Origin of the sequence: Streptomyces sp. NPDC058812 (assembly GCF_042744565.1) — a bacterium.
GTDB lineage: Bacteria > Actinomycetota > Actinomycetes > Streptomycetales > Streptomycetaceae > Streptomyces > Streptomyces thinghirensis.
Genome location: NZ_JBHYOB010000013.1, coordinates 201,646 through 213,134, shown reverse-complemented (window position 1 = coordinate 213,134; position 11,489 = coordinate 201,646). Strand labels below are relative to the sequence as shown.

13 protein-coding genes are annotated in these 11,489 nt (G+C 71.9%); 5 read left to right on the top strand and 8 right to left on the bottom strand.

Translation table 11 applies throughout. From position 1 onward, the window contains the following. Together ACFW48_RS26070 and ACFW48_RS26065 are read right to left on the bottom strand one after the other, a co-directional pair. A partial coding sequence (locus ACFW48_RS26070; protein ID WP_386318382.1) for a maltotransferase domain-containing protein occupies nt 1-579 on the bottom strand: 579 nt, incomplete at its 3' end. Nucleotides 580-631: 52 nt separating this feature from the next. Continuing rightward, the gene (locus ACFW48_RS26065) at nt 632-904 is read right to left on the bottom strand and encodes a DUF5133 domain-containing protein (protein ID WP_386318380.1); all 273 of its coding nucleotides are present in this window, start codon (nt 902-904) and stop codon (nt 632-634) included. A gap of 239 nt (nt 905-1,143) precedes the next feature. Here ACFW48_RS26065 and ACFW48_RS26060 point away from each other — a divergent pair, with 239 nt between their 5' ends. Then, nucleotides 1,144-1,659: a pep a2 gene (locus ACFW48_RS26060; protein ID WP_386318379.1), complete on the top strand. Its 516-nt coding sequence runs from the start codon at nt 1,144-1,146 to the stop codon at nt 1,657-1,659. Continuing rightward, on the top strand, nt 1,656-3,803 hold the full coding sequence (glgX, locus tag ACFW48_RS26055) for a glycogen debranching protein GlgX (protein WP_386318377.1): 2,148 nt from the start codon (nt 1,656-1,658) through the stop codon (nt 3,801-3,803). The genes ACFW48_RS26060 and glgX overlap by 4 nt, the downstream gene beginning before the upstream one ends. A gap of 13 nt (nt 3,804-3,816) precedes the next feature. Here the strand turns inward: glgX and ACFW48_RS26050 are convergent, their stop codons facing one another. Next, entirely contained in the window at nt 3,817-4,617 is an 801-nt protein-coding gene (locus ACFW48_RS26050; protein WP_386318375.1) for a VOC family protein, read from the bottom strand. Between ACFW48_RS26050 and ACFW48_RS26045 the strand changes: the two genes are divergently transcribed. Next, a complete protein-coding gene (locus tag ACFW48_RS26045) occupies nt 4,609-4,842 on the top strand; it encodes a hypothetical protein (protein WP_310874975.1) in 234 nt (77 codons plus the stop codon). The two genes, ACFW48_RS26050 and ACFW48_RS26045, sit on opposite strands and share 9 nt — an antisense overlap. Before the next feature lie 2 nt (nt 4,843-4,844). Further along, nucleotides 4,845-5,180, top strand: a complete 336-nt coding sequence (locus ACFW48_RS26040) for an ANTAR domain-containing protein (protein ID WP_386318373.1) — start codon at nt 4,845-4,847, stop codon at nt 5,178-5,180. 7 nt (nt 5,181-5,187) lie between these two features. Here ACFW48_RS26040 and ACFW48_RS26035 read toward each other — a convergent pair whose 3' ends face one another. Continuing rightward, complete coding sequence (locus tag ACFW48_RS26035) at nt 5,188-5,979, bottom strand: SigB/SigF/SigG family RNA polymerase sigma factor (protein WP_386318399.1); 792 nt, start codon at nt 5,977-5,979, stop codon at nt 5,188-5,190. 301 nt (nt 5,980-6,280) lie between these two features. Here ACFW48_RS26035 and ACFW48_RS26030 point away from each other — a divergent pair, with 301 nt between their 5' ends. Then, complete coding sequence (locus ACFW48_RS26030) at nt 6,281-6,805, top strand: hypothetical protein (protein WP_383560582.1); 525 nt, start codon at nt 6,281-6,283, stop codon at nt 6,803-6,805. Nucleotides 6,806-6,823: 18 nt separating this feature from the next. Here ACFW48_RS26030 and hemC read toward each other — a convergent pair whose 3' ends face one another. The 4 genes from hemC to ACFW48_RS26010 all read right to left on the bottom strand — a co-directional run bounded on the left by hemC (nt 6,824) and on the right by ACFW48_RS26010 (nt 11,321). Then, the gene (gene hemC, locus ACFW48_RS26025) at nt 6,824-7,759 is read right to left on the bottom strand and encodes a hydroxymethylbilane synthase (protein WP_386318370.1); all 936 of its coding nucleotides are present in this window, start codon (nt 7,757-7,759) and stop codon (nt 6,824-6,826) included. A 76-nt stretch (nt 7,760-7,835) separates the two neighbouring features. Further along, nucleotides 7,836-8,612 carry an NPP1 family protein gene (locus tag ACFW48_RS26020; protein ID WP_386318368.1) on the bottom strand — a complete coding sequence of 259 codons (777 nt, stop codon included), beginning with the start codon at nt 8,610-8,612 and terminating at the stop codon, nt 7,836-7,838. A gap of 147 nt (nt 8,613-8,759) precedes the next feature. Further along, entirely contained in the window at nt 8,760-9,740 is a 981-nt protein-coding gene (ligD, locus tag ACFW48_RS26015) for a non-homologous end-joining DNA ligase (RefSeq protein ID WP_386318366.1), read from the bottom strand. Between the two features lie 96 nt (nt 9,741-9,836). Then, nucleotides 9,837-11,321: an MFS transporter gene (locus ACFW48_RS26010; RefSeq protein ID WP_386318364.1), complete on the bottom strand. Its 1,485-nt coding sequence runs from the start codon at nt 11,319-11,321 to the stop codon at nt 9,837-9,839. Between the last annotated feature and the right edge of the window lie 168 nt (nt 11,322-11,489).

The window sequence follows — 11,489 nt, the reverse complement described above, 5'->3', positions numbered from 1 at the left end:
GACGAGCAGGGGCAGCGGGTCGGAGGTGGTGACCAGCTCCCGCAGCGGATGCCGGGCCAGTACCGCGTCCACCTCCGGCGTCAACGCCGCCGCCAGCCGGGTGGCCACGGGAAGCGTGTCGTCGAGCAGGGCGGCCGCGGCGGCCAGCACCACGGCGCGCCCGGCGCCCTTCGGCACACCCGAGGCGGCCCGCCGGTACAGCTCGGCGCCCTCCTCCAGGACCAGGCCGGTGTCGATACCGGCCGGGATCTTGATGCGCGCGTGGTGCTTCCAGGTGGCGACGGGGTCGCTCCACGCCTCCACCCGGTAGGTCCAGTCGCCCGGGGCGCCCGGGGTGACCTCGGCGCCCCAGCGGTCGGTGCCCGGGGCCAGCTCCCGCATCGGCGTCCACGGGCCCGGTCGGCCCTCGGGGTCCTTCAGCACGACGTTGGCGGCGACCGCGTCGTGCCCCTCGCGGAACACGGAGGCGGTGACCTGGAACGTCTCTCCCGCCACCGCCTTCGCCGGGCGCCTGCCGTACTCCACCACCGGGTGGACGTCCCGTACCGGGATACGTCCGATCCCCACGGTCGCACTCATCCGTTCTCACCTCCGCCGTGCTCGGGGCCGGGCCACAGCCAGGCCGTTCGGGTCAAGCCGCGCCGGAGGGGGTCTTCCGCCCCGACGGGGAGAGCCGGTCCGCCCGTTCCTGCGCATGGGTGACCAGGTTCGTTCGCAGATACCGTTCGGCGGCGTCCGCGGCCTCGCGTGCGCACCGCTTTCCCATCAGCACGCAGAGGGTGTAGCCGGAGTCCTCGAAGGTGGACCGGACGCGCACGTCCGCCGGGGACGCGAGCATCGAGCGTTCCCAGGCGCGGTAACGCCGCAGCTGCCGGGCGACTTCGCTCTTCGCGGGAAGCAGCATGGCCGGTCACCTTCCGGACGGTCCGGGGGTACGGACGATCGAGTTCTTCACACATGGTGCACGGGTGGTGACGCGCCGTCTTGTTGGATCTTCAACCGCTTTCTCGTGTTGCACGAATGGACTACTGCTCTCACTCTGGAGTGACTCAGAAGCGATCAGTGCTCACGCTTCGTGTTCGGGGAGCTCGTCCCCCAAGGGGCGAGGAGGAGCGAGAGCTTTCGCGGTGAGGAGCCACGACGATGAAGACCGCAGTGCCCTGCTACTACCACCTCGACGTGGAAGTGAGCCCGGAACGGGTCGGACAGGTCAGGCGCATCCTGGCCGCTCACCTCCGGTTCTGGAACCTGGAGAACCTCGTCGAACCCGTCTGCTCGGGCGCCGAAATGCTGCTCCGGGCGATCGACGAGCACGCGAGCGACAAGAACACGTCGATCGAGATGTGGTGGAACCACCAGCACCTCATCACGGCCGTGGGGGGCAATGACCACGCGCTCCGTCCCGACCAGGACCTGCGCACCTGTCTCCAGCACCTCGCCGCCACCAGCGACGGCTGGGGCTGCTGCGCCGCCGACACCGGTGCCAAGGTCATCTGGTTCTCGCAGCGCGCCCGGGCCGGCGAACGCGTCCCGCTGGTGGCGACATCGCCGGAGCCGATCACCCAGGAGGGGCTGGAAGTGCCGCGAGAGATCATGCCGGTGGCCCGGGTGGCCGGTCCGGCCAGTAGGGCGAACGGCGTCCTGGAGGAGGCCCGGTGACCCGGGCCAGGCCGAGCTGGAAGGGGTCGCCCGTGTGGAGCGGGCACCCCTACCCCCTGGGGGCCGCGTACGACGGACAGGGCACCAACTTCGCACTGTTCAGCGAGGTCGCCGAACGCGTCGACCTCGTCCTCGTCGACGACGACGGCACCCACAGCACCGTCCCGCTGCCCGAGGTCGACGGCTTCGTGTGGCACTGCTACCTGCCCGGCGTCGGCCCGGGGCAGCGCTACGGCTACCGGGTCCACGGTCCGTGGGCCCCGGCCGTGGGCCACCGCTGCAACCCGGCGAAGCTGCTCCTCGACCCGTACACCCGGGCCGTGGACGGGATGGTGGACAACCACGCCGCCCTCTTCGAGCGGGCCAGGGGCAGGGCCGACCCGGGCGACAGCGCCGGGCACACCATGCTGGGGGTGGTCACCGACCCGTTCTTCGACTGGGGCGACGACCGCCCGCCCGGGCGCCCGTACTCGGAGAGCGTGATCTACGAGGCCCACGTCCGCGGGCTCAGCCGCACCCATCCCGACGTGCCCGAGGAACTGCGCGGCACCTACGCCGGGTTGGCGCACCCGGCGGTCGTGGAGCACCTGACCTCCCTCGGCGTGACCGCCGTGGAGCTGATGCCGGTGCACCAGTTCGTGCACGACGGCCACCTCCAGGACCGGGGCCTGTCCAACTACTGGGGCTACAACACCATCGGCTTCTTCGCGCCCCACAACGGCTACGCCGCCCTCGGCACCCGCGGCCAGCAGGTCAACGAGTTCAAGTCGATGGTCAAGGCCCTGCACGAGGCCGGCCTCGAAGTGATCCTCGACGTGGTCTACAACCACACCGCCGAGGGCAACGAGAAGGGCCCCACCCTCTCCTTCCGCGGCATCGACAACGCCTCGTACTACCGCCTGGTGGACGGCGACTGGCAGCACTACTACGACACCACCGGCACCGGCAACAGCCTGCTGATGCGGCACCCCTACGTACTCCAGCTGATCATGGACTCGCTGCGGTACTGGGTGACCGAGATGCACGTCGACGGCTTCCGCTTCGACCTCGCCGCCACGCTGGCCCGGCAGTTCCACGAGGTGGACCGGCTCTCGGCGTTCTTCGACCTCATCCAGCAGGACCCGGTGATCAGCCGCGTCAAGCTGATCGCCGAACCCTGGGACGTAGGCGAGGGCGGCTACCAGGTCGGCAACTTCCCGCAGCTGTGGTCGGAGTGGAACGGCATGTACCGCGACGCGGTACGGGACTTCTGGCGCGGCGAGGAGCACACGCTCGGCGAGTTCGCCTCCCGGCTGACCGGCTCCTCCGACCTGTACCAGCACAGCCGGCGCCGACCCCGCGCCAGCGTCAACTTCGTGACCGCGCACGACGGGTTCACCCTGCGCGACCTCGTCTCCTACAACGACAAGCACAACGAGGCCAACGGCGAGGGCAACCGGGACGGCGAGAGCCACAACCGGTCCTGGAACTGCGGCGCCGAGGGCGAGACGAAGGACCCGGCCGTCCGGGAGCTGCGCGGCCGCCAGCAGCGCAACTTCCTCGCCACGCTGCTGCTCTCGCAGGGCATCCCGATGCTCTGCCACGGCGACGAACTGGGCCGCACCCAGCGCGGCAACAACAACGCCTACTGCCAGGACAACGACATCTCCTGGGTCGACTGGCGGCTGAACGCGGAACAGCGGGCCCTGCTGGACTTCACCCGCCGCGTCATCGCGCTGCGGGCCGGCCATCCCGTGCTGCGCCGGCGCCGCTACTTCCGCGGCGACACCCCCACCCACGCGGACCAGCCGCTGCCCGACCTGGTGTGGCTGCTGCCGAACGCGCGGGAGATGACCGACGACGACTGGCAGCGCTCCGACGCGCACGCCGTGGGCGTCTTCCTCAACGGCGACGCCATCGCCGAACCCGACCCGTGCGGCCGGCCGGTCGAGGACGACTCCTTCCTGCTGCTGCTCAACAGCCACTGGGAGCCGACGGACTTCCGGCTGCCCGACGCCACCTACGGCGAGCGCTGGGCGACCCTGATCGACACCGCCGCCCCGGAGGGCGTCCCCGACGAGGCGGAGCACAAGGCGGGCACCGTGGTGACCGTCGAGCAGCGCAGTCTGGTGCTGCTCTCCCGGCCGTCCCGCAGCGGCCGGTGAGCAGCCCGTGAGGTCAGCTGCCGAGGGGGCGCGCGGTCACCGTGAACTGCGCGCCGTCGGCGTCCCGGAGCACGGCTTCGTCACTGCCCACGGACAGCACGCTGCCGCCGTGCCGCTCCGCGGTGCGGGCGCAGGCCGCCACGTCCTCGACCGCGAAGTGCACCTGCCAGTGCGGCCGGATGGCCGGGTCGGGCGCCGCTCCCAGGGCGCCCGACTCGATGCGTGCCACCACGTCGCCCTGGCTGCGCAGGACCACCTCGTCGCCCTCGTACTGGACCTCGCAGCAGCCGTCGGCCCCCGCCCAGTCGAAGATCTCGCCGTAGAAGATGGCGGCGTCGAAGGCGTCACGGGTGTGCAGCCGGATGAAGGCGGGGCGCGAGGTGCGCCAGGTCTCCCAGTCCGAGAACAGCTCGCCCTCCCAGATCCCGAAGGTCGCGCCGTCCCGGTCGGCCAGCAGGGCCGCCCGCCCGGGCGGGAGGGAGATCGGCCCGACCGCGGCCGTGCCGCCGCGCTCCTGCACCCGGGACGCGGCCTCGTCGGCGCTGCGCACGGCGAAGTACGGCGTCCACGCCACCGCCATCTGCCACATCGCGGCGACCGCGGCGATTCCGGCGACCGGCACCCCGTCGGCCAGGGCGATCCGGAAGGGCTCGCCCAGCTTGCCGGGCCGCCACTGCCAGCCCAGTACGGCGGAGTAGAACTCCTCGGTGGCCTTCAGATCACGGCTGGTCAGACTCACCCAGCAGGGAGCCCCGAACACGGAGTGCGTGGACAGGAGGCTCTCGCCGGCGGGGAAGGGCATGTCGTGGTTCATGGCAGTCGCGTCCTGGTCTCGTCCACCGGCAGCCACCGGCTCCACACCAGTGTCCGGCCGGGAGTGCGGCGGGCGCCTGCCGAGTACCCCGGGCGCGGCGCCGAAACGGTGGCGGACGAGCCCCGGACGGCCCAGTGGCGCGAGGAGGCGCAGGTGGCGACGATGGATGCGTCGGAGCGGCACCGCGCCGCACAGGCGGCGGTGGCCCGCCGGATCCGGAGGTGACCATGCCCACGGACTGGGGCTCGGACCAGACCGGCTCGGACCAGATATTCCAGCTGCAGGAGCAGGTCCGGCAGCTGAAGGAGGCGGTCGTCTCGCACGCCGTCGTCGACCAGGCGATCGGGATGGTCGTCGTCCTCGGCAGGGTGACGCCGGACGAGGGATGGATCGTCCTGAAGGAAGTTTCCCAGCATACGAACATCAAACTGCGTAATGTGGCAGAAATGATACTCATCTGGGGGCGCACCGGAGTGATGCCGCCGGAGATCCGGGCCGCTCTCGAGGACTCCCTGGACCGCCACGGCCCCACGCAGATCCCCGGCGCCCCGCCGGGGCGCTGAGCCCGCCTCAGCGGGCCTCCGCGAGGATCTCGTCGCGGATCCGGTCGAAGCAGCCGCTGAGCAGCCGGGAGACGTGCATCTGGGAGATGCCGAGTTGCTGTGCGATGCGGCTCTGCGTCATCCCGCCGAAGAAGCGCAGGTAGAGGATGGTGCGCTCGCGCTCGGGCAGCGCCTCCAGACAGGGCCGGACGGCCACCCGGTCCACCACCGCGTCGAAGGCCGGATCCAGCCCGCCGAGGGCGTCCCCGAGGGCGTACCCGTCGGTGCCGGGCATCTCCGCCTCCAGCGAGAGTGCGGTGAAGCACTCCAGGGCCTCCATGCCGGTACGGACCTCGACCGTGGTCAGCTGCGCGTGGTCGGCGATCTCCTCGATGGTGGGGGCGCGTCCCGGTGTGGTCTGCGCCAGCTCCTTCGCGGATTTGCGCACCCGGTTGCGCAGGTCCTGGATCCGCCGCGGCACGTGCAGGGTCCACATGTGGTCGCGGAAGTGCCGTTTGATCTCGCCGGTCACGGTCGGCACGGCGTAGGCCTCGAAGGCGTGGCCGCGCTCCGGGTCGTAGTGGTCGACGGCCTTGACCAGGCCGAGGGCCGCCACCTGGTAGAGGTCCTCCAGATTCTCGCCGCGGCCCCGGAAGCGGACCGCGATCCGCTCGGCCATGGGCAGCCACACCTGGATCAGTTCGTCCCGCAGCGCCTTGCGCTCCGGGCCCTCGGGCAGGCCCGCGAGCCGATCGAAGGCCGCGGCCGTGTCGGGAGCGTCGTCGTGGGGATGGGGCTTGGTTCTGCCGGCGATACGCATCATGCGCACCTCCCTCAGCAGGGGTGCGGGCAAGTCCTCACATATATGGATACTGAGCGCGAATGTCCCGGACGGCCACCCGAACGGCTGCGGACCGGTGAGCGAGACGGCGCCGCCGCCGAACGTGATGTGCGGCACGCTCTGGGTGATCGTCCGGCGGGGGCGTCGGCGGATACTTCCTGCGCAACGCTTGATCGCTGATCAAAAGGGGCGAAGTCCCTGGCCACAGCGCATTCCGCTCATTTGACAGTGCACTGAGCACACAGATAGGAAGCAGCGTCGAGAGGTCGAGAGGGGCACCGTGTACGAGCCGAACGTGGTCGGGGACTGGCAGGAGTACGACGAGCACGCCGGTCTGCGGGTCCGTGTCCACCGACTTGAGCCGGCCGAGCCGCCGCGTGGACGCGACGACGCCGCCGAGGGGCTGACGTACTTCTGTGTCCGGGTGACCGTCGAGAACCGGGGCGCCCGGCACCTCGGCATCCACCTGGAGGACGGCCAGATCGACGTACGGATCGGCCCCGACGGGGAGAGTGCCTTCCTCGACTGGCGCAACTCGCAGTTCGTCGAGGGCTTCGACGTCTACCCGCTGCGCCGGGCCACCGCCGTGCTCTACGCGGCCGGCCCGGAGGCGAGCCTTCGCCAGGTGGACGTCCAGGTGCAGTTGCGGGTGGACGAGGAGTGGGCCGACCGCCGGCTGTGGACCGGCGGCCTCGGGCTGCCCGACGGGGGCGCCGGAACCCTTTCCGGCACGGTGCGTGACGACGGGCTGGCGCACCAGGTGAGCGCCTTCCTGCGGGACCAGGCCGAGGAGGGCTCCGCCTGATCCCCGGCCGGCGGCGGCTCAGTGCGCGATGCCGTCGATGATCTCGCGGGCGCCCTGACGCAGCAGGGCCACGGCGACCGACGTACCGAGCGTCGCCGGGTCGAGCCGGCCGGCCCACTCGTGGGCGTTGAGCCGGGTCTTGCCGTCCGGGGTGAAGACGCAGGCCCGCAGGGAGAGTTCCCCGCTCCGGTCCACGCGGGCGTATCCGGCGATCGGGCTGTTGCAGTGCCCCTGCAGCACGTGCAGGAACATGCGTTCCGCCGTCGCCTCCCGGTGGGTCTCCGGGTGCCCGAGACCGCTGACCGCGTCGATGAGGGCGGTGTCGCCCTCACGGCACTGCAGGGCGAGGATGCCCGCGCCGATCGGCGGCATCATCGTCTCGGGGGAGAGGACCTCGCTGATCACGTCACGGCGGCCGATGCGCTCCAGGCCGGAGACCGCGAGGAGCAGGGCGTCCGCCTCACCGTCGGCCAGCTTCGCCAGCCGCCGGTTGGCGTTGCCCCGGAACGGCACGCACCGAAGGTCCGGGTGGGTGGCGGCCAGCTGGGCGACGCGGCGCACCGAGGAGGTGCCGACGCGGGTCCCGGCCGGAAGCTCGTCCAGGGTGAGCCCGTCCGGATGGATCAGCGCGTCCCGGATGTCGTCCCGCTCGAGGAACGCGGCGAACACCGTGCCCGCCGGCAGCGGCCGGTCGGCGGGCACGTCCTTGACGCAGTGCACCGCCAGATCGGCCTCGCCCGACAGCAGCGCGGCATCCACCTCCTTGGTGAACGCGCCCTTGCCCTCCACCTGCGACAGGTCGCCGAGCCACTTGTCGCCGGTGGTCTTCACCGGCACGACCTCGGTACGCACGCCGGGGTGGAGGGCCGCCAACCCGGCCCGGACGCGCTCGACCTGCGCCAGGGCCATGGGGGAGTCGCGGGAGACGATGCGGATCAGTTCGGGGGCAGACATGCGGACACGATAGTGCCCCCGGGGGCCAGTCGGTGGCGGGGTTCGCTCGACTGGCCCCCGGCCGGCCTCGGTCGCCTCAGGCGTTCGGGTCGAAGGAGACGCCGGAGGGCTTGGCCGCCGCCAGGTGGGAGGCGAAGCTGCCGTCCTTCAGGCCGAAGTTGGCGCTGCCGAAGTCGTAGGAGCTCAGCTTGTCGCGCAGGCCGGCCGGATAGCCGTTCCAGCCGACCAGCGTCGGGTACTGCCAGCCGCCCTTGTGGTTCTCCGGCGGCTCGTCGCCCGAGGTCGCCGGGCGGAAGCAGTGGGTGCTGATGCCGTCCTTGTGGTAGACGATCTTCGCGTGGGTGCCGTCGAAGCGGACCGCCGACCTCGCGTGCACGCTGAACGAGCCGTGGTTCGAGGTCGAGACGTACTCCACGGTGCCGTCCCGCACCCACACCACGACGTGCTCCCAGTCGTGCCGGTGACCGCCGATGCTGCTGCCGGGCAGCGCCTGGTCCTTCTCGAAGTAGAGGCCGTACATGTAGGCGCACCAGCCGTTGTCGCACTTGGCGCGCGAGTAGCCGTTGGTGTTGTCCAGGTCGGAGGCGTCCCGGCAGTTGCCGTTCAGGGCGCCGGTCGGCTTGAGCCCGCCGTTGACCGCTCCGTCGGAGCCGATGGCCGGTGTGGGGTAGCAGCCGTCCGTGTCGTAGTCGTAGGCGGGCTGGTACGCCCGCTCCAGGCTGTCGGCGTTGCCGGGCAGCCCAGGGGGCGGAGCGGCGAAGGCGGTGGCGGGGAAGGCGACGACGAGGGCCAGAGCACCGAGCGGTGCGGCGAGCCATCTCTTGCGGCGGGTTCCAGCGGTACGCGAAGACACCGCGTCCTCCTCTGATGATTCCGGGCGCAGCCCAACGGCTGTGGCGGGAAAGGAAGTTCAGGGTCCCGTCTTTTCACTTCCGGGCCAAGGGGTCACGTGCGTCCCCGCGGTTAAGGGCAGCCCAATACTTGACCCCGCGTCACACGGTCACACCAGGTCGTCGGGAATGTCGGCGCCCGAGTCCTCGGGCGCGAGGTCCGGGCGGAGCCTGAGCCAGGACGGCTGGCGCAGCATGCCCTCGCGGGTGCGGGTGCTGTAGCGGACCTCGCCGACCAGCCGGGGGACGACCCAGCGGGCCCCCGGCACCGGCGGTGCGGGGACGAAGGGGCACACGTCCGTCGCGGCGGCCCGCAGCAGCGCGGCCAGCTCGGTGCGCTCGGCCGCGCTCCAGCCGGTGCCGACCCCGCCGACGTAGCGCAGCCGGCCCGCGGCGCGCTGGCCGACCAGGAGGGCGCCGGGGAGACCCGTGAGCCGTCCCTTGCCGGGCAGCCAGCCGCCGACCACGACGTCCTCGCTGCGCATGTTGCGGATCTTGATCCAGGCCCGGGAGCGGACCCCCGGCTCGTACACCGAGTCCAGCCGCTTGCACACCAGGCCCTCCAGGCCGTGTTCGCGGGTGGCCCGCAGCGCCTGCTCCCCGTGGCCGACCAGCGCGGTCGGGGTCGACCAGGACGGCCCGCCGAGACCGAGGTCCGTCAGCTGTTCGCGGCGGTGGGTGTAGGGGAGGCGCAGGAGGGGGCGGCCCGCCAGGTGCAGGGCGTCGAACAGCACCAGATGGACGGGGACCTTCACCGCCCGGTGTGCCGCCCGGCCCGGGGCGTGCGCCAGGCCCATGCGGGACTGCAGCAACTGGAAGTCGGCGCGGCCCTGTTCGTCCAGGGCGAGCACCTCCCCGTCCAGCACGGCGGCGGTGGAGCCGAGCGCGGTGCCGAGCGGTGCCAGTTCGGGGTACGCGGCCGTGATGTCCTGGCCGGAGCGGGCGCGCAGCCGCACACTGCCGTCGCCGGGCAGGTAGACCACCACGCGCTGGCCGTCCTGCTTGGTCTCGTAGGCCCAGCGCGCGTCCTGCGCGGCGGACGGCAGGGCGCCGGGCGTGGCGAGCATGGGAGGGATCAGCGGCAGCTCCACGGGTCAGGTCTCGACCCGCCCGTGCGCCGTCACGCGCGTTGTCCGCCAGGTTCGCCTGAACGGCGCCGGCCCGGGGCGGGGCCGGCGCCGTCGCCGTCAGCGGACGGAGGTGGTGGCCTCCGCCCCGACGCCGGGGGCCGGTGCCGTGTGCGCCGGACCGCCGGCGGGGCGGTGCCGCGGTATGAAGGACGCGATCACGAAGGCGAGCAGGGCGGCGCCCGCGCCGATCGCCATGACGACCTTGAACGCGTTCTCGGACGGCAGGGCGAAGCCGCCGAGGCTGACGGTCATCTGAGCCAGGATCACGCCGGCGATGGCGCTGGCGACCGACGTACCGATGGACCGCATGAGGGTGTTCAGGCTGTTCGCGGCGGCCGTCTCGCCGGCCGGCACCGCACCCATGATCAGGGCCGGCATGGCGCCGTAGGCGAAGCCGATGCCCGCGCTGATGACGCAGGAGACCAGCACCAGGTGCCACAGCTCGGACATCAGCACGATGTTCAGGCCGTAGCCGGCCGCGACGATCAGGGCGCCGGTCATCAGGGTCACCTTCGGGCCCCGGGACTTGGAGACCTTCGCGGAGACCGGGGCGAACGCCATCATCACCAGACCGGACGGAGCCATCACCAGGCCCGCGGCCAGCAGCGAGCGGCCCAGGCCGTAACCGGTGGCCTCGGGCAACTGCAGGAGCTGCGGAAGCACCAGGGACATCGCGAACATCGAGAAGCCGATGGCTATGGACGCCAGGTTGGTGAACAGCACCTGACGGCGGGCGGTGGTGCGCAGGTCCACGAGCGGCTGCGGAGTACGCAGCTCCCACCAGCCCCACACCAGCAGGATCACCACGGCCGCCGCGAACAGGCCGAGGGTGGTGCCGCCGGTCCAGCCCCAGTCGGCGCCCTTGGAGATCGCCAGGAGCAGGCACACCAGACCGGCCGCCATGCCGATGCCGCCGATCAGGTCGAAGCGGCCGCCGGCGCGCACCGCGGACTCGGGCACGAGCGACAGCACCAGCACCAGCACGACGGCGCCGAGAGCGCCGGAGAGCCAGAACAGCATGTGCCAGTCGAGGTTGTCCGCGATCAGCGCGGCGGCGGGCAGGCCGAGCGCGCCGCCGACCCCGAGTGAGGCGCTCATCACGGCGGTGGCGCCGGCCAGCCGCTCGGCGGGCAGTTCGTCGCGCATGATGCTGATGCCGAGCGGGATCACGGCGGCGGACAGGCCCTGCATGGCGCGGCCGACGACCATCGGAACCAGGGTGTCGCTCAGTGCGCAGACCGTCGAGCCGGCGATCAGCAGCACCAGGCTGAGCAGCAGCATCCGCCGCTTGCCGGCCATGTCGCCGAGCCGGCCGACCACCGGAGTGGCGACCGCCGCGGCGAGCAGCGTGGCGGTCACCGCCCAGGCCGCGTCCGAGGCCGGTGCGTCCAGGAGCCTGGGCAGCTTCGGCACGATCGGGATGACCAGGGTCTGCATCAGCGAGACGACGATCCCGGCCAGGGCCAGTACCGCCACCACGGCGTTCGGCCGCGGCCCGGCGGCCGTCTCTGCGCCGGTGGGTATGGCGGGGGATACGGGCATGGAGGTGCCTTTCGAGGGTGAGCGCGAAACCGGAGCGACGTTTAAGTCAGTCGCTTGAAGTATCCTACGGGTCGGGGGACGGACACGCTCTTCCGGGCCGAGCGGCGCCCCCGGTCCACCGTTGCGTAGGCTTCCGTGAGGACTCGCCGCGCGACGGCGGACCTGCGA

Bases quoted from the DNA above. Each gene is read 5' to 3' on its own strand.
- ACFW48_RS26065 (WP_386318380.1), bottom strand. From the start codon at position 904: ATGCTGCTTCCCGCGAAGAGCGAAGTCGCCCGGCAGCTGCGGCGTTAC.
- ACFW48_RS26060 (WP_386318379.1), top strand. From the start codon at position 1,144: ATGAAGACCGCAGTGCCCTGCTACTACCACCTCGACGTGGAAGTGAGC.
- ACFW48_RS26050 (WP_386318375.1), bottom strand. From the start codon at position 4,617: ATGAACCACGACATGCCCTTCCCCGCCGGCGAGAGCCTCCTGTCCACG.
- ACFW48_RS26040 (WP_386318373.1), top strand. From the start codon at position 4,845: ATGCCCACGGACTGGGGCTCGGACCAGACCGGCTCGGACCAGATATTC.
- ACFW48_RS26035 (WP_386318399.1), bottom strand. From the start codon at position 5,979: ATGCGTATCGCCGGCAGAACCAAGCCCCATCCCCACGACGACGCTCCC.
- hemC (WP_386318370.1), bottom strand. From the start codon at position 7,759: ATGTCTGCCCCCGAACTGATCCGCATCGTCTCCCGCGACTCCCCCATG.
- ACFW48_RS26010 (WP_386318364.1), bottom strand. From the start codon at position 11,321: ATGCCCGTATCCCCCGCCATACCCACCGGCGCAGAGACGGCCGCCGGG.